The following is a 16,681-nucleotide window of genomic DNA, read 5'->3' on the forward strand; positions in this document are numbered from 1 at the left end:
GCTGGGGTAGATGGCATGACCGATGAGTGGAAAGCACCGACCAAGGCCGGTGCCGACAATGGCGATGATAAAAGCTGGAAACTGCTGGAAAAAACCCTGCTGGCGGGCGTCCAGGAGCAGCGTCGCGCTCGGCGCTGGGGGATCTTCTTCAAGCTCCTGACCTTTACCTACCTGATTGGCATGCTGGTGTTGTTCAGCCCTTTGGTGGATATGGAAAAAAGCGCCGCCCGCAGTGGTAGCTACACCGCGCTGATCGAGGTGCGTGGGGTGATTGCCGACAAGGAGTCCGCCAGTGCCGACAATATCGTCAGCAGCCTGCGCACGGCCTTCGAGGACCCCAAGGTCAAGGGTGTGGTGCTCCGCATCAACAGTCCGGGTGGCAGTCCGGTGCAGTCGGGCTATGTCTATGACGAGATCCGTCGCCTGCGCGCGCTGCATCCAGAGACCAAACTGTACGCGGTCATCTCTGACCTGGGTGCCTCGGGTGCCTATTACATTGCCAGCGCCGCCGACCAGATCTACGCCGACAAGGCCAGCCTGGTGGGCTCCATTGGCGTGACGGCGGCCGGCTACGGGTTTGTCGGGGCCATGGAGAAGCTGGGGGTTGAGCGGCGTACCTACACCTCGGGCGAGCACAAGTCTTTCCTTGATCCGTTCCAGCCGCAGAAGGCTGATGAAACCCAGTTCTGGCAGAGCGTGCTCGATACCACTCATCGCCAGTTCATTGCCAGCGTTAAGCAGGGGCGCGGTGAGCGGCTCAAGGATAAAGAGCATCCGGAGTTGTTCTCCGGCCTGATCTGGTCCGGTGAGCAGGCGTTGCCGCTGGGCTTGATCGATGGCCTGGGCAGTGCCAGTTCGGTGGCGCGGGATGTGATTGGCGAGAAGGAGCTGGTGGACTTTACCGTCCAGGAGTCGCCGTTCGATCGCTTCTCCAAGCGACTGGGTGCCAGTGTGGCGGAGAAATTGGCGCTGTATATGGGCTTCCAGGGGCCGACCTTACGCTGAGCTCGCGATTGGCGTAGCCCAAAATGTGGGAGCGGGCTTGCTCGCGATGGCAGTGGATCAGTCGGTACATATTTGGCTGATCCGCCGTAATCGCGGGCAAGCCCGCTCCCACATTGGGTTTTGTGGTGCTTTCAGGGGATCTGCACGCCTTCGGCCAGCAGCATGTCCACCAGGCGAATCAGCGGCAGGCCGACGAGGCTTGTCGCATCCGGCCCTTCGGTGCTTTGAAACAGGCTCACCCCTAAACCTTCGGCCTTGAAGCTGCCGGCGCAGTCGTAGGGCTGCTCGATCCGCAGGTAGCGTTCGATCTGTGCCGGGTCCAACTGGCGCATCGTGACGGTGAAGGGGATGCAGTCCACCTGGCAATGCCCGGTGTCGCTATTGAGCAGCGCCAGGCCGGTCAGGAAGCTGACCTGCCGGCCGCTGGCCGCCAGTAATTGCTCGCGGGCCTTTTCAAAGGTGTGGGGCTTGCCGATGATCTGGCCATCCAGCGCTGCGACCTGGTCCGAGCCGATGATCAGATGCCCAGGGTGGCTGCCGGCGAGGGCGCGGGCTTTCTGCTCGGCCAGGCGCTTGACCAGGTCGGCTGCTGGCTCGTTGGCGTGATGGCTTTCGTCGATATCCGGCGAGCTGCAGATGAACGGCAGATGCAGGCGGTTCAGCAGTTCCCGGCGATAAACCGAGCTGGAAGCGAGTAATAAAGGCAACATGTGGCTCTCCTCAAGGCAGTCGCGGATTCTAGCGAGCGGACAGTCTGGCGCACAGGGCTGAATTTCCTTTGACATGGGCGGGTGCATCCCTATAATGCTGCGCCTATGTTGAATGACCCGATTCCACCTCACGTTGACCCGCGCAAATTGGCTGATCGTGGCACCACCCTCCAAGGTGAAGTGTTGCTGGCCGATTTGGAGAGACTCTGCGACCCGCTTTCCGACAATGTCGGTACGGTGCAGGCTAAATTCGTTTTTGAGCGAGATGAACGTAAATCTGTGGTAATCCACAGCTTTATCGACACCGAGGTCAAAATGGTTTGCCAGCGTTGTCTTGAGCTGGTCACCCTGCCGATCCACAGCGAATGCAGTTATGCTGTGGTGAAAGAGGGTGCGAATACCCAGTCGTTGCCGAAAGGTTATGACGTGCTGGAACTGGGCGAAGATCCTTTGGATCTGCATGCACTGATCGAGGAGGAGCTTCTGCTCGCCTTGCCCATTGTGCCTGCTCATCATCCGGAAGAATGCCAGCAGCCGGCGGGGCTCGATGACGAGTCCGAACCGAGCGAGGACGAGGTAACGCGGTCCAACCCGTTCAGTGTATTGGCGCAGTTAAAGCGTGACCCAAACGTTTAGGAGTTAATCAATTATGGCTGTTCAGCAGAACAAAAAATCCCGCTCTGCCCGTGACATGCGTCGTTCGCACGATGCCCTGACGGCAAGCACTCTGTCTGTAGAAAAAACCACCGGTGAAATTCACCTGCGTCACCACGTATCGCCAGAAGGCGTATACCGTGGCCGTAAAGTGATCGACAAGGGCGCTGACGAGTAATCACTTGTCTGCTCAAGTCATCGCGATTGACGCAATGGGCGGGGACTTCGGTCCCCGCAGCATTGTCCAGGCATGCATTGCCAGCCTGTCTGCTACGCCCTCGCTGCACCTGACCCTCGTCGGTCAACCCTCCCTACTTGAAGAACTGATTGCCAGCCATGCGGCTGTGGATCGCGCGCGCCTGACGATAACGCCGGCCAGCGAAACCATCGGCATGGATGAAAAGCCGGCCCAGGCCCTGCGTGGCAAGCCTGACTCCTCCATGCGCGTGGCCCTTGAGCTGCTGCGCGATGGCAAGGTCCAGGCCTGTGTCAGCGCTGGCAATACCGGGGCCTTGATGGCGTTGTCGCGGCATGTGCTGAAAACCCTGCCGGGCATTGATCGACCGGCGATGGTTGCGGCGATCCCGACGCAGCGTGGCTATTGCCAGTTGCTGGACCTGGGGGCGAATGTCGATTGCAGCGCCGAGCACCTGCTGCACTTTGCCCTGATGGGCTCGGTCGCGGCCGAAGCGTTGGGCGTGGTGCGCCCGCGCGTGGCGTTGCTGAATATCGGCACCGAGGACATCAAGGGTAACCAGCAGGTCAAGTTGGCCGCCAGCCTGTTGCAACAGGCGCGGGGCTTGAACTACATCGGGTTCGTCGAAGGCGATGGGTTATATCGTGGCGAGGCCGATGTGGTGGTTTGTGACGGGTTTGTCGGAAATATCCTGCTTAAGTCCAGCGAAGGCCTGGCTACGATGATTGCTGCGCGGATCGAGGCGTTGTTCAAGCGCAACCTGGCTTCCCGCCTGGTGGGCGCCCTGGCGCTGCCGTTGATGCGGCGCCTGCAGGCGGACCTGGCCCCGGCGCGGCATAATGGCGCAAGCTTCCTCGGGTTACAGGGGATTGTGGTAAAAAGCCACGGTTCGGCGGGGGTCCAGGGTTTTCAGAGTGCCATTGCGCGTGCGCTGATCGAGATCCAGGAGAACCTTCCGCAGCGCTTGCATGGCCGTCTTGAGGATCTGTTGCCTTAGGCGAATCGGGCCGGGAATGCTTAAATGTGACCGGCCAGTTCAATTGACCATCCAATCTGTCAGTTTCTTGCGCTCCCAGCTGTGGGGCGTCAATTCACCGACGACCAGATCATTAGGGGCTTGTTACATGTCTACATCCCTCGCATTCGTCTTTCCAGGGCAGGGTTCGCAGTCCCTCGGCATGTTGGCCGAGCTGGGCGCGCAATACCCGCTAGTCCTGGAGACATTCAAGGAAGCGTCTGCTGCCTTGGGCTACGACCTTTGGGCATTGACCCAGGACGGGCCGGAAGAACTGCTCAATCAAACCGATAAAACCCAGCCGGCCATCCTGACGGCTTCCGTCGCGCTGTGGCGCGTTTGGCTGGCCGAAGGCGGCGCACGTCCGGCTTTTGTTGCCGGTCATAGCCTGGGCGAATACAGCGCCCTGGTCGCGGCAGGCAGCCTGACCCTCGCTGAGGCGGTCAAGCTGGTAGAGCGCCGTGGCCAACTGATGCAAGAAGCGGTTCCAGCCGGGCAGGGCGGCATGGCCGCGATCCTGGGCCTGGACGACGCCGTGGTGATCGAAGCCTGCGCCGAAGCGGCCCAGGGCGAAGTGGTCAGCGCGGTGAATTTCAATTCCCCAGGTCAGGTGGTGATCGCCGGTGCCAAGGCTGCGGTTGAGCGTGCCATCGAAGGCTGCAAGGCCCGCGGCGCCAAGCGTGCGTTGCCACTGCCGGTCAGCGTGCCGTCCCATTGCGAGTTGATGCGCCCGGCGGCCGAGCGTTTTGCCGAGTCCATCGCAGCCATCAACTGGCAGGCACCGCAGATCCCGTTGGTGCAAAACGTCAGCGCCGACGTGGCGCCGGACCTGGAAACCCTCAAGCGCGACCTGCTGGAGCAACTGTACAAGCCGGTACGCTGGGTTGAATCAGTCCAGACCCTGGCCGCCAAGGGCGCTACCCAACTAGTTGAGTGTGGTCCGGGTAAAGTCCTGGCCGGCCTCAACAAGCGCTGCGCCGAGGGCGTGTCGACGTCCAACCTCAATACCCCGGATGGCTTCGCCGCCGCCCGCGCCGCATTGGCCTGAACTAAGGAGAAGCCTGCATGAGTCTGCAAGGTAAAGTTGCACTGGTTACCGGCGCAAGCCGTGGCATTGGCCAGGCGATTGCCCTGGAACTGGGCCGTCAGGGCGCGGTAGTGATCGGAACTGCCACGTCCGCCTCGGGCGCCGAGCGTATCGCCGCGACCCTCAAGGAAAACGGCGTGAAGGGTACCGGCCTGGAGCTCAACGTGACCAGTGATGAGTCCGTGGCTGCTGTTTTGGCCCAGATCACTGCACAGTTCGGAACACCGGCCATTCTGGTGAACAACGCCGGAATTACCCGCGACAACCTGATGATGCGCATGAAAGACGACGAGTGGTACGACGTGGTCGATACCAACCTGAACAGTCTGTTTCGCCTGTCCAAGGGTGTTTTGCGCGGTATGACCAAGGCGCGCTGGGGCCGAATTATCAATATTGGCTCCGTAGTGGGTGCCATGGGCAACGCAGGCCAAGTAAACTACGCCTCTGCCAAGGCCGGCCTGGAAGGTTTCAGCCGTGCCCTGGCGCGTGAAGTCGGCTCGCGGTCGATTACGGTCAACTCGGTGGCTCCAGGGTTTATCGATACCGATATGACCCGCGAATTGCCTGAAGCGCAACGTGATGCGTTGCTGACGCAAATTCCGCTGGGCCGTCTGGGCCAGGCCCAAGAGATCGCCAATGTGGTCTCTTTCCTGGCATCTGACGGTGCGGCATACGTGACTGGGGCTACAATCCCGGTGAACGGCGGGATGTACATGAGTTAAATTGTGACGGATCGCTTCAAAAAAATGTCATACGAGCTGTCTAAAATCCGTTATAAAGCTGCAATCTATTTATAGACAGGTGGTCGGTAGGGTACGAGGGTGAAGCTTTCAGTTGAAAAGCTGAAAAGCCTTTCTATACACTTACCCACTGGCCAGCTGCCTGAATTTGTCCATTAGGAGTGAAAACAAGGTATGAGCACCATCGAAGAGCGCGTCAAGAAAATCGTTGCCGAGCAACTGGGCGTTAAAGAAGACGAAGTGAAAAACACTTCTTCCTTCGTTGAAGACCTGGGTGCCGACTCCCTTGACACCGTTGAGCTGGTGATGGCTCTGGAAGAGGAATTCGAGACCGAAATCCCGGACGAAGAAGCTGAAAAAATCACTACTGTTCAAGCTGCTATCGACTACGTTACTAGCCACCAGGCGTAATAGTTTGTAATCGTCGCTTGCTGTCATGGAAAAACCGCACTGCTATAACGGCGTGCGGTTTTTTCTTTAGCTCTGATGAAAAATGAGCTTTGAAACAAAGTGTCGTCATTAGAAAAAGGAGAGTGCTGTGTCGCGTAGACGCGTCGTAGTCACCGGTATGGGTATGTTGTCGCCACTGGGTACGGATGTGCCGAGCAGTTGGCAGGGCATTCTGGCTGGCCACAGTGGTATCGGTCTGATTGAGCATACGGACCTTTCTGCCTATTCCACCCGTTTTGGCGGCTCGGTAAAGGGCTTCAATGTCGAGGAATATCTCTCGATCAAGGAATCCCGCAAACTCGACCTGTTCATTCAATACGGCCTGGCAGCCGGTTTTCAGGCAGTGCGTAATGCTGGCCTGGAAGTCACCGATGCCAACCGTGAACGCATCGGCGTGGCCATGGGTTCGGGTATTGGCGGTCTGACCAATATCGAAGAAACCAGCCGCACGCTGCACGACTCCGGCCCTCGTCGAATCTCACCGTTCTTCGTCCCGGGCTCGATCATCAATATGATTTCCGGCTTCCTGTCCATCCATCTGGGTGCCCAGGGGCCTAACTACGCCATTTCCACAGCGTGCACCACGGGCACTCACTGCATCGGCATGGCGGCGCGCAATATCGCCTATGACGAGGCTGACGTGATGATCGCAGGTGGTGCCGAAATGGCCGCCTGCGGCCTGGGCATGGGCGGCTTCGGCGCGTCCCGTGCGCTGTCGACGCGCAATGACGAGCCGACCCGTGCCAGCCGTCCGTGGGACAAGGGCCGTGATGGCTTTGTACTGTCCGACGGTGCCGGTGCCCTGGTCCTCGAAGAGTTGGAGCATGCCAAGGCCCGTGGCGCGACGATCTACGCCGAGCTGATCGGTTTTGGCATGAGTGGCGATGCGTACCACATGACCTCGCCACCCGCCGATGGCGCGGGCGCTGCGCGTTGCATCAGCAATGCCCTGCGCGATGCGAAGATCAACGTCGACCAGGTACAGTACATCAACGCCCACGGCACCTCGACGCCAACTGGCGACCTGGCGGAAGCCCAGGCCATCAGGTCGGTGTTCGGCGAGCACGCCTACAAGCTGGCGGTCAGCTCCACCAAGTCCATGACCGGTCACCTGCTGGGTGCGGCTGGCGCGGTTGAAGCGATTTTCAGTGTGCTGGCGATCAAGGACCAGGTCGCGCCGCCGACCATCAACCTTGATGAGCCGGATGAAGGCTGCGACCTGAACTTCGTGCCTCACGAGCCGCAGAAAATGCCGATCGACGTGGTGCTGTCCAACTCGTTCGGTTTTGGTGGTACCAACGGTTCCCTGGTGTTCCGCCGGTTCGCCGAGTGATGCACTGCTGGGTCGACGGTCAGCCAGCGGACGCAGTGTCGCTGAAAGATCGCGGCCTGGCCTACGGCGATGGTTTGTTTGAAACCATCGCGGTCAAGGCCGGGCAGCCCGTGCTGCTGGATCGTCACCTGCAACGCCTCGACGAGGGCTGCAGGCGCCTGGCGCTTGCGGTGACCCCGGATCTGATCCGCAGCGAGGTGCTGGCTTACGCGGCAGCCCTCGGTGACGGCGTTCTCAAGTTGATCCTCACCCGTGGCGATAGCCTGCGCGGTTATGGCATCAATGCAGGCGCCCCAGCGCGGCGTATCCTGCAAGGCAGCCCGCCTGCCGCCTATCCCCAGGCTCATGGTTCATCCGGCATACGCCTGTTTCCCTGTGCCACCCGTTTGTCCGAGCAACCCTTGCTCGCAGGTCTCAAGCACCTCAATCGTCTCGAACAGGTCCTGGCCCGCGCCGAGTGGCAAGATGTCGATCACGCGGAAGGATTGATGCTGGATATGTCCGGGCGCGTCATCGAAGGTGTGTTCAGCAACCTGTTCCTGGTGCATGCCGGCCAACTGCTGACGGCCGACCTGAGCCGCTGTGGCGTGGCCGGCGTCATGCGTGCCGAGTTGCTGGCCAGTGCCGAGGCGCTGGGCATTGTCACCACGGTTGCCGATATCAGCCTTGCGCAGCTGCAACAGGCTGATGAAGTGTTCGTCTGCAACAGCGTGTATGGCATTTGGCCGGTGCTTGGATGTGGGCCAATGAGCTGGTCGGCCGGGCCGCTCACCCGTAAACTGCAAGGCATTGTTCGCGCGCTATTGGGTATTTGATTTGAGACGTAAAATTGTATTGCTGCTGGAGATCGGCCTGGTCCTGGCGGGTTTGCTCCTGGGCTTTTCGGCCTGGAAGCTGGACTCGGCCTTGAAGCAACCGCTGAATCTGTCCCAGGAGCAATTGCTGGATGTAGCCGCTGGCGCGACCCCTACGGGTACTTTCAATCGCCTGGAAAACGACGGTGTGCTCGAGGATGCCTTCTGGCTGCGTCTCTACTGGCGCTTCAATCTTGATGGCCAGCCCCTGCACAGTGGCGAGTACCGCATGACGCCAGGCCTGACGGCCCAGGGCTTGATCGGCCTGTGGCAGCGCGGCGAAGTGGTGCAATACAGCCTGACCCTGGTGGAAGGCTGGAACTTCCGCCAGGTGCGCAGCGCCTTGGCCAAGCATGAAAAAATCGAGCAGACCCTGGCGGGGTTGAGTGATTCCGAGGTAATGGAAAAAATCGGCCATCCCGAGGTGTTCCCCGAAGGGCGGTTCTTCCCCGACACCTACCGTTTTGTGCGCGGCATGACCGATGTCGAGTTCCTGAAGAAAGCCTACAACCGCCTGGACGAGGTGCTGGCCCAGGAATGGCAGCGACGCGCCCCGGACGCGCCCTATACCGATCCCTACCAGGCGCTGATCATGGCGTCGCTGGTCGAGAAGGAAACCGGTGTGCCCGAGGAGCGTGGGCAGATTGCCGGGGTGTTTGTGCGGCGCCTGAAGATCGGCATGCTGCTGCAAACCGACCCCACCGTGATCTACGGCATGGGCGAGCGCTATAACGGCAAATTGACGCGCGCGCACCTCAAGGAAGCCACGCCCTATAACACCTACATGATCAGCGGCCTGCCGCCGACGCCAATTGCCATGGTCGGCCGCGAGGCGATCCATGCCGCGTTGAATCCGGTGCCGGGCAGCAGCCTGTATTTCGTGGCCCGAGGCGATGGCAGCCATGTTTTTTCCGACAGCCTGGATGCCCATAATGCCGCCGTGCGCGAGTACCAACTCAAGCGTCGCGCCGATTATCGCTCCAGCCCTGCGCCGGCTGCACCCGCGACCGTTGAGCCTGCCGCGCCCGACGCTGCGCCCACGCAAAGCCCGCAATGACTCTGACTAAGGACTGCCTGTGACTGGCTTGTTTATTACCCTGGAAGGCCCGGAAGGCGCCGGCAAGAGTACCAACCGTGAATACCTGGCCGAAAGCTTGCGGGCTGAAGGGATCGAGGTGCTGCTGACCCGCGAGCCTGGCGGCACGCCCCTGGCGGAGAAAATCCGCGAGGTGCTGCTGGCCACTGGCGACGAGGTCATGAACCCCGACACCGAGCTGTTGCTGGTGTTTGCCGCACGTGCCCAGCACCTGGCCGAGGTGATCCGCCCGGCCCTGGCCCGTGGCGCGGTGGTGATCTGCGACCGCTTCACCGACTCCACCTACGCCTATCAGGGCGCTGGCCGCGGCCTGTCCCTGGAACGCATTGCGACCCTGGAGACCTTCGTCCAGGGTGACCTGCGCCCGCACTTGACCCTGGTTTTCGATCTGCCGGTAGACGTCGGCCTGGCCCGGGCCAGTGCCCGTGGGCGCCTGGACCGTTTCGAGCTGGAAGGCCGGGGGTTTTTCGAGGCGGTACGCGCGGCTTACCTGCAGCGTGCCCAAGCTGCGCCGTCGCGCTACTGCCTGCTGGATGCCGCGCAGCCGCTGGAGCAGGTGCAGCAGGCCATCGATGCGCTGCTACCCAAACTGTTGGAGCTTTACCGTGGCTGAAGCCTATCCGTGGCAGGACAGCCTGTGGCAGCAATTGGCCGGGCGTGCCCAGCACGCCCATGCCTATTTGCTCCATGGGCCGGCAGGCATCGGCAAGCGCGCCCTGGCCGAGCGCTTGATGGCACGCTTGCTGTGCCAGAATCCGGCTGGGCTGGAGGCGTGCGGGCACTGCAAGTCGTGCCTGCTGCTCAAGGCCGGCAGCCATCCGGACAACTACGTGCTGGAACCGGAGGAGGCCGACAAGGCGATCAAGGTCGACCAGGTGCGCGACTTGGTGAGCTTCGTGGTACAGACCGCGCAGATGGGCGGGCGCAAGGTGGTGCTGATCGAACCGGTGGAGTCGATGAACATCAACGCCGCCAACGCCTTGCTCAAGAGCCTTGAGGAACCTTCCGGCGATACGGTGCTGCTGCTGGTCAGCCACCAATCCAGCCGCCTGCTGCCGACTATCCGCAGTCGTTGCGTGCAGCAGGCCTGCCCGTTGCCGAGCGAGGCCATGAGCTTGCAGTGGCTGGGCCAGGCCTTGCCCGAGTGCAGCGAGCAGGAGCGGGTCGAGTTGCTGACCCTGGCGGCCGGCTCGCCCCTGGCTGCGGTCAGCTTGCAGGCCCAGGGCGTGCGCGAGCAGCGCGCGCTGGTGGTCGACGGGGTGAAGAAGCTGCTCAAGCAAGAGCAGTCCGCCACGCAACTGGCCGAAGGCTGGAAAGATGTGCCGCTGTTGTTGTTGTTTGACTGGTTTTGCGACTGGTCCAGTCTGATCCTGCGCTATCAACTGACCCAGGACGAAAACGGCCTGGGCTTGATGGACATGCGCAAGGTCGTGCAATACCTGGCGCAGAAGAGTGCCCAGGACAAGGTGTTGAACATTCAGGACTGGATCCTCGCCCAGCGCCAGAAAGTCCTGGGCAAGGCCAACCTGAACCGCGTGCTGTTGCTTGAGGCCCTGCTGGTGCAGTGGGTCGGGTTGCTCGGCCGACGTTGATATTCTCGGGGTCGACGGATGTTTCGTCGGCCAGACACTTCCTGTGACGCAAGTTGTAACTTCTTATGCTCGTAGATTCCCATTGCCACCTTGATCGCCTCGACCTCGCCGCCCACAACGGCTCCCTGGATGCTGCCCTCGAGGCTGCGCGCCAGCGTGGGGTCGGGCACTTCCTGTGTATCGGTGTCAGCGCCGAGAACGCCGCCGACGTCAAGGCCCTGGCCGAGCGCTATGCCGATGTAGATTGCTCGGTGGGCATCCATCCTCTGGATCTCAAGCCTGGCGAAGCCCCGGCCCTGGAGTGGCTGCTGGACGAACTCAATCACCCGCGAGTGGTGGCCATCGGCGAGACAGGCCTGGATTACCACTACGAGCCGGAGGCCGCCGACCTGCAGCAGGCTTCGTTCCGCCTGCACCTGCAAGCGGCGCAGCAGACCGGCAAGCCTGTGATCGTGCATACCCGTGGCGCCCGCGCCGACACCCTGGCCCTGCTGCGCGAAGCGGCGCTACCCCAGGCGGGTGTGTTGCACTGTTTTACCGAAGACTGGGAGATGGCCAAGGCGGCCCTGGACCTGGGGTTCTATATTTCCCTGTCGGGCATCGTCACCTTCCGCAACGCCGAGGCCCTGCGTGATGTGGCGCGCCAGGTGCCCGCCGACCGTCTGCTGGTGGAGACCGACTCGCCATACCTGGCGCCGATCCCTCATCGCGGCAAGCCGAACCTGCCGGAATATGTGCGGGATGTGGCGGATTACCTGGCGATGTTACGCGGCGAGTCGGTGGAGCGTTTTGCCGAGCAGACCACCGAGAACTTCAAGCGTCTGTTCCCCCTGGCGCACGTTCGCTGAATTGCAGGCAAAAAAAACCCGGGTTCTGGGGGGTGAATCCGGGTTAAGACCATTAGGAGTAAACAAGGGTACGCGGTCCGTTGGTACCCATATCGGTGTTTCACTTGGGGGAGATGTCACACCGACAGATGAAGTATTGATCAGTATCCCGTGCAGTCCAGCCGCATCTGATCGTTTTTTAAACAGATTTGGAATACGTGCGCTTCGCTTGAGTTCTCATTGAGCGGCAATACATTGCGCGAATCGACGTTTAATTTCTGACCCGCATCGCCTGATTCGTTGGCGCGCTGTAAGTTTAGTGTATGGGTTGTTCATATAGACGTTGCCCAACGACCGTTCAGTCGGGATAATCCCTCGCACCGGGTAAAACGTTCCGTCATCGGGGCATCGAACCCTTCCAATACTGACCTCTGCAGACCTCTTTCTATGCACAAAGAACCCCGTAAGGTCCGTGAGTTTCGCCGCCGTGAGCAGGAAATTCTCGACACCGCGCTCAAATTGTTCCTCGAACAGGGTGAAGACAGCGTCACCGTCGAGATGATTGCGGATGCCGTGGGTATCGGCAAAGGCACCATCTATAAACACTTCAAGTCCAAGGCCGAGATCTACTTGCGCCTGATGCTCGACTACGAGCGCGATTTGAACGAGTTGCTGCACTCGGCCGACGTCGACAAGGATAAGGAAGCGCTGTCCCGGGCGTACTTTGAGTTCCGCATGCGCGACCCGCAGCGCTACCGCCTGTTCGACCGCCTGGAAGAAAAAGTGGTCAAGGGCCACCAGGTGCCGGAAATGGTCGAGGAGTTGCACAAGATCCGTGCCTCGAACTTCGAGCGCCTGACCCTGCTGATCAAGGGCCGCATCAGCGAAGGCAAGCTGGAAGATGTGCCGCCTTATTTTCACTACTGCGCCGCCTGGGCCCTGGTGCATGGCGCGGTGGCGCTGTACCACTCGCCATTCTGGAGCAACGTGCTGGAAGATCAGGAAGGCTTCTTCCAGTTCTTGATGGACATCGGCGTGCGCATGGGCAACAAGCGCAAGCACAGCACCGAGCTGCCGAACCCCGAGACGCCTGCCACATAAGGCATTCACCCGGACAATGGCCGGCTGATTTACTGCCCTATGTAGTAACCCAGGAATATACTCAGGCAAGGACCTTGCTAAAATCTGATTTATGAGTCAGGTTTTAGCGCGCCCGAATTATCCGCTGCCGGAGTGATCCATGATCGTTGATCGTCAAGGCAGGCGTTTTCGCAATTTGCGGATCAGCCTGACCTCAGCCTGCAATTACGCCTGTACCTACTGCGTGCCCAACGGCAAGCGGCTGGTGGCTGCGCAGGACGAACTCTCGGCCGAAGCCATGGCGCGTGGCGTGGCCTACCTGATCGAGGCGGCGGGCATCGATCGCCTGCGCATTACCGGCGGCGAGCCACTGGTCAGCCCCAAGCTCGAAACGTTCATGCGGGCCGTCGGGCAGATGGGCTTGAGCGATATCAGCCTGACCACCAATGGCCAGTTACTGGCGCGCAAGTTGCCATTGCTGGTCGATGCCGGCATTCGCCGTATCAATGTGTCCCTTGACACCCTGGATGCCGATGCCTTTCGCGGGATCGCCCGGGGTGGCGACCTGGCCACCGTCCTTGATGGCATGGACCAGGCTCGTGCAGCGGGGATCAAGATCAAGGTCAATATGGTGCCGCTGCGCGGGCAGAACCTCGACCAGGTCATGCCGCTGCTGGAATATTGCCTGGCGCGCGGTTATGAACTGCGTTTTATCGAGTTGATGCGCATGGGCCATCTGGCCAGCGACTCCAACGCCTTCCTGCAGCAATTCGTCAGCCTGCAACAACTGCTGAGCCTGATTGGCGAGCATCACGAATATCTGCAGGCCGACGCCCCCGTGGACGCTACCGCCGTGCGTTATGAAATTCCCGGCCAGGGCTTCTTCGGCGTGATCGCCAATGAAAGCGTGCCGTTTTGCCGAACCTGTTCGCGCCTGCGGCTGTCTTCCACGGGGTGGCTGCACGGCTGCCTTTCGTCGAGCAACCGGCACTATGTCGGCGACCTGTTGGACAAGCCGCGCCACCAGGCCCTGCCGGCGTTACAGGGCTTGCTGGTCAAGGCCTTGGGCGATAAGCAGGAAGTGGCGTTTTCGGGCGGGGCGACGGTGATGAAGATCATTGGCGGCTAGCCAGGCAAGCTGGCGCAAAATCTGCATCTTGTGCCCATTCGCCGGTTTTCCGTCACCGGCCTCTGGAGGATAGGATGCGTAGTCTGGTTTTGTTGCTGGCGTCGTTCGCGCTGGGTGGCTGCATGACAGTCAGCGATATGGCCGAAGGCACTCGCTATCAGATGAGCGATGCCGGCTTGCTGGACCACAGCGATACTCGCCGTTCCAACTCGGTTCGCATTCAGCCCGATTCCTTTGTGTTTATCGCCCAGGGCGCGTTCACGCCGCCGGGCAGTGCCTATCCGCGGCCCAATGTGGTGGCCGAAGAAGCCTTCAACGGTTTCATCGAATACTTCCCCATGGTCCGCCGCGCCCGCGCCCCGGAAGGCCTGGAGCAGGCCATGGCCGAAGCCCGCGAGGTAGGCGCCCATTACCTGTTGTATACGCGGTTCGCCAAGGCCGATGATCGCATCGGCAACGCGGATGAGTGGGCCGACCAGGAAGCCCTCGACCGGCTGGGTGTCGACAGCGGTGTGATCCAGATCATGTTGATCGAGACCAGCACCCAGTATTTGATCGATACTGCACGGATCCGCAGTCGTGGCGGTTTACTGACGTTCCACGACAACAAACCCGAAGATTTGCTTGGCCCACCGCTGCGCCAGTACGCCCGCAGCCTGCTGGGCATGAGCGACCAGTAATTCAAAGGAGAACAGCATGACGGGTTCGGCCAAGGCCAATGATTTGTTGGCACAGTTGCCCAAGGGCAAGGGACCTGCACCGGTTCACCTGTGGAACCCGGATTTCTGTGGCGATATCGACATGCGTATCGCCCGTGATGGCACCTGGTATTACCTGGGCACGCCCATCGGGCGCAAACCGATGGTCAAGCTGTTCTCCAATATCATCCGCCGCGATGGCGATGATTACTTTCTGATCACACCGGTGGAAAAGGTTGGGATCAAGGTGGATGACGCGCCTTTTGTGGCGGTGTCGCTGGAGGTCGAGGGGCAGGGCGAAAGCCAGCTCCTGCGGTTTACCTCCAATGTCGAAGACCTGATCGAAGCCGGCCCGGCGCACCCGCTACGGGTGGTGATCGCTCCCCACACCCAGGAACCTTCGCCCTACGTGCTGGTGCGCAATAACCTTGAGGCACTGGTCCATCGCAACGTGTTCTACCAATTGGTGGACTTGGCGGTGACGCGCCAGATCGAAGGCGAGAGTTGGCTGGGCATCTGGAGTGGCGGGGTGTTCTTTCCGATAGGCCTGGAGCCCAGGGATTGATACTGGCATGACGCAGAATATCTACGATACCCCGGCTTTTTTCGCTGGCTACAGTCAAATGGGCCGCTCCCTGCAAGGGTTGGCAGGCGCGCCGGAATGGCCCGCGTTGCAGGCGTTGTTACCGCCGATGCGGGGCTTGCAGGTGGTGGACCTGGGCTGTGGTTATGGCTGGTTCAGCCGCTGGGCCCAGGAGCAGGGCGCCGAACAGGTGCTGGGGCTGGACGTCTCACAGAAGATGCTGGCGCGGGCGAAGGAAATGACGTCATCCTCGGCCATTACTTATGCCATTGCCGACCTCGAACAACTTGATCTACCCGATGCTGCTTACGACTTGGCCTACAGCTCGTTGGCCTTTCACTACATCGCCGACCTGCCCGGGCTGTTTGCCCGCATTCATAGGGCCTTGAAACCGGGAGGGCGGCTGGTTTTTTCCATCGAGCACCCGATCTTCATGGCACCCCGCCAGCCGGGCTGGCAGGTCGATGAGCAAGGCCGCAGAAGCTGGCTGCTGGACAGTTATCAATTGGAAGGACCGCGGGTCACCGACTGGCTGGCCAAGGGCGTGATCAAGCAGCACCGTACCCTGGGCACTCTGCTCAACCTGTTGATCAAGGCAGGCTTGAGCCTGAGCCATATTGAAGAATGGGGTCCGAGTGCCGCGGGCCTTGTGGCCCGGCCTGAGTTGGCGGAGGAGCTGGAGCGGCCGATGATGTTGCTGGTGGCCGCGCAACGCCCAACGCTGTAGGTAATGCCTGGCGAGGGGCGACGCAGCCTCGCCAGGGCTCGACAGCCGCTACGGTTGGCTTTCCAGCTTGCGGGCGGCGTCCACGCCAGAGGCCGTCAGTTTGATCGGCAGGTGCAGCGCATGTTCGCCAGCCTCGTTGCAGGTCACATGGCCTTCCTTGATGAGTCCACGGTCCTGAAGGGTGGCCAGGGTGCTGGCCACGACTTTTTCGCCCCGGTAGTTATCCAGCACCTCCTTACCCAAACCGTTCGGGTGCGCGTGCAGCAGGCGGGTGAGGACTTCTTTCTCCAGGTTTTTATCGACGTTCATGCATACCTCTTCAGGGTCAGTGGTGGGGTAATGTTCGTCTGTCGGCCAAGGGGTCAAGGTTGTTTCGGCGCGCCGGGCAGGTTGTCATCGTTGCCGCTTGGGGCGGCATTCTTGCCGGGGCCGATCTTGCCGTTCTCCACATCGGTACCCAGGCCCTGGCGGTTGCCGTCATTGCCTTGGGTGCGGGGGTCGGCACCGTTCTGGATGATGGCTCCGCCATTGGTATCCAGGCCGGTGCCCATGGAGTCTTTGCTCTCTTGGGTGGCAGGGTTGGGCGGGCTGCCAATCGGGTCGGTCTTGCCGGTAGAAGGGTCGGACGCGGCGACGCTGCCCAGGGAAACCGCAGACAGCAAACCGGCGAGGGCGAGGGCAGTCACTTTGGAAGTATTCATGGTGGAGCCTCCATAGGAATAAAGTCCTTACCTTAGGTTGGTCCGCCCGCTCATATTGTTGGTGCCTGGATCACGACGAACGGTGTCAGCTCACCTGTAAGATTTTGTGTTTCGAAGCCCGGCGCCAGATCAGGCGCGCCAGCGTAATCAGCCAATTGCGCAAGGCGATGCAGAGTTTTCCGCCAACGGGAGCGGTGGGGGCAT

The 16,681-nt window shown here is 60.8% G+C and carries 21 protein-coding genes; 18 read left to right on the forward strand and 3 right to left on the reverse strand.

Translation table 11 applies throughout. The features are described from left to right. Window positions 1–15 precede the first annotated feature (15 nt). The gene (locus AC19YY_RS04325) at window positions 16–1,005 is read left to right on the forward strand and encodes a S49 family peptidase (protein ID WP_169955208.1); all 990 of its coding nucleotides are present in this window, start codon (window positions 16–18) and stop codon (window positions 1,003–1,005) included. Between the two features lie 131 nt (window positions 1,006–1,136). Here AC19YY_RS04325 and AC19YY_RS04330 read toward each other — a convergent pair whose 3' ends face one another. Beyond that, window positions 1,137–1,715, reverse strand: coding sequence for a Maf family protein (locus AC19YY_RS04330; RefSeq protein WP_170043758.1), 579 nt, complete (start codon window positions 1,713–1,715; stop codon window positions 1,137–1,139). 105 nt (window positions 1,716–1,820) lie between these two features. Between AC19YY_RS04330 and AC19YY_RS04335 the strand changes: the two genes are divergently transcribed. From AC19YY_RS04335 to AC19YY_RS04415, 17 genes are all read left to right on the forward strand, one after another. After that, window positions 1,821–2,351, forward strand: coding sequence for a YceD family protein (locus AC19YY_RS04335; RefSeq protein ID WP_029299696.1), 531 nt, complete (start codon window positions 1,821–1,823; stop codon window positions 2,349–2,351). A gap of 13 nt (window positions 2,352–2,364) precedes the next feature. Beyond that, on the forward strand, window positions 2,365–2,547 hold the full coding sequence (rpmF, locus tag AC19YY_RS04340; protein WP_008152339.1) for a 50S ribosomal protein L32: 183 nt from the start codon (window positions 2,365–2,367) through the stop codon (window positions 2,545–2,547). 4 nt (window positions 2,548–2,551) lie between these two features. Next, window positions 2,552–3,562, forward strand: coding sequence for a phosphate acyltransferase PlsX (plsX, locus tag AC19YY_RS04345; RefSeq protein ID WP_169955210.1), 1,011 nt, complete (start codon window positions 2,552–2,554; stop codon window positions 3,560–3,562). A 127-nt stretch (window positions 3,563–3,689) separates the two neighbouring features. Then, window positions 3,690–4,628, forward strand: a complete 939-nt coding sequence (gene fabD, locus AC19YY_RS04350; RefSeq protein WP_170043757.1) for an ACP S-malonyltransferase — start codon at window positions 3,690–3,692, stop codon at window positions 4,626–4,628. A gap of 17 nt (window positions 4,629–4,645) precedes the next feature. Continuing rightward, a complete protein-coding gene (gene fabG, locus AC19YY_RS04355) occupies window positions 4,646–5,389 on the forward strand; it encodes a 3-oxoacyl-ACP reductase FabG (protein WP_500603889.1) in 744 nt (247 codons plus the stop codon). Between the two features lie 192 nt (window positions 5,390–5,581). Further along, on the forward strand, window positions 5,582–5,818 hold the full coding sequence (gene acpP, locus AC19YY_RS04360; protein ID WP_076964148.1) for an acyl carrier protein: 237 nt from the start codon (window positions 5,582–5,584) through the stop codon (window positions 5,816–5,818). 127 nt (window positions 5,819–5,945) lie between these two features. Then, window positions 5,946–7,190 carry a beta-ketoacyl-ACP synthase II gene (gene fabF, locus AC19YY_RS04365; RefSeq protein ID WP_169955213.1) on the forward strand — a complete coding sequence of 415 codons (1,245 nt, stop codon included), beginning with the start codon at window positions 5,946–5,948 and terminating at the stop codon, window positions 7,188–7,190. Continuing rightward, window positions 7,190–8,005 carry an aminodeoxychorismate lyase gene (gene pabC / locus AC19YY_RS04370; protein WP_500603943.1) on the forward strand — a complete coding sequence of 272 codons (816 nt, stop codon included), beginning with the start codon at window positions 7,190–7,192 and terminating at the stop codon, window positions 8,003–8,005. Before fabF ends, pabC begins: the two co-directional genes overlap by 1 nt. A 1-nt stretch (window position 8,006) precedes the next feature. Beyond that, on the forward strand, window positions 8,007–9,101 hold the full coding sequence (gene mltG, locus AC19YY_RS04375; protein ID WP_500603890.1) for an endolytic transglycosylase MltG: 1,095 nt from the start codon (window positions 8,007–8,009) through the stop codon (window positions 9,099–9,101). Window positions 9,102–9,120: 19 nt separating this feature from the next. Beyond that, window positions 9,121–9,753, forward strand: a complete 633-nt coding sequence (tmk, locus tag AC19YY_RS04380; protein ID WP_500603891.1) for a dTMP kinase — start codon at window positions 9,121–9,123, stop codon at window positions 9,751–9,753. Continuing rightward, window positions 9,746–10,732 (forward strand): DNA polymerase III subunit delta', encoded by a 987-nt coding sequence (locus tag AC19YY_RS04385; RefSeq protein ID WP_169955216.1) that lies wholly within the window; start codon window positions 9,746–9,748, stop codon window positions 10,730–10,732. Before tmk ends, AC19YY_RS04385 begins: the two co-directional genes overlap by 8 nt. Window positions 10,733–10,797: 65 nt before the next feature. Further along, on the forward strand, window positions 10,798–11,580 hold the full coding sequence (locus AC19YY_RS04390) for a TatD family hydrolase (RefSeq protein ID WP_169955217.1): 783 nt from the start codon (window positions 10,798–10,800) through the stop codon (window positions 11,578–11,580). A gap of 426 nt (window positions 11,581–12,006) precedes the next feature. Continuing rightward, complete coding sequence (locus tag AC19YY_RS04395) at window positions 12,007–12,660, forward strand: TetR/AcrR family transcriptional regulator (RefSeq protein ID WP_169955218.1); 654 nt, start codon at window positions 12,007–12,009, stop codon at window positions 12,658–12,660. Between the two features lie 139 nt (window positions 12,661–12,799). Beyond that, window positions 12,800–13,768, forward strand: a complete 969-nt coding sequence (locus tag AC19YY_RS04400) for a GTP 3',8-cyclase MoaA (protein WP_170056938.1) — start codon at window positions 12,800–12,802, stop codon at window positions 13,766–13,768. Window positions 13,769–13,842: 74 nt separating this feature from the next. Then, window positions 13,843–14,448 carry a DUF4823 domain-containing protein gene (locus tag AC19YY_RS04405; RefSeq protein ID WP_038442470.1) on the forward strand — a complete coding sequence of 202 codons (606 nt, stop codon included), beginning with the start codon at window positions 13,843–13,845 and terminating at the stop codon, window positions 14,446–14,448. 16 nt (window positions 14,449–14,464) lie between these two features. Continuing rightward, window positions 14,465–15,031, forward strand: a complete 567-nt coding sequence (locus tag AC19YY_RS04410; RefSeq protein ID WP_432754495.1) for a DUF1285 domain-containing protein — start codon at window positions 14,465–14,467, stop codon at window positions 15,029–15,031. A gap of 7 nt (window positions 15,032–15,038) precedes the next feature. After that, complete coding sequence (locus AC19YY_RS04415) at window positions 15,039–15,776, forward strand: class I SAM-dependent methyltransferase (protein WP_432754494.1); 738 nt, start codon at window positions 15,039–15,041, stop codon at window positions 15,774–15,776. 48 nt (window positions 15,777–15,824) lie between these two features. On the opposite strand, the gene AC19YY_RS04420 is transcribed toward AC19YY_RS04415, so the two are convergent. Then, window positions 15,825–16,085, reverse strand: a complete 261-nt coding sequence (locus AC19YY_RS04420; protein ID WP_169955223.1) for a hypothetical protein — start codon at window positions 16,083–16,085, stop codon at window positions 15,825–15,827. Window positions 16,086–16,138: 53 nt separating this feature from the next. Next, a complete protein-coding gene (locus AC19YY_RS04425; protein ID WP_500603892.1) occupies window positions 16,139–16,477 on the reverse strand; it encodes a hypothetical protein in 339 nt (112 codons plus the stop codon). Window positions 16,478–16,681 lie beyond the last annotated feature (204 nt).

The sequence above is a fragment of the Pseudomonas sp. MF09156 genome (genome assembly GCF_059862305.1).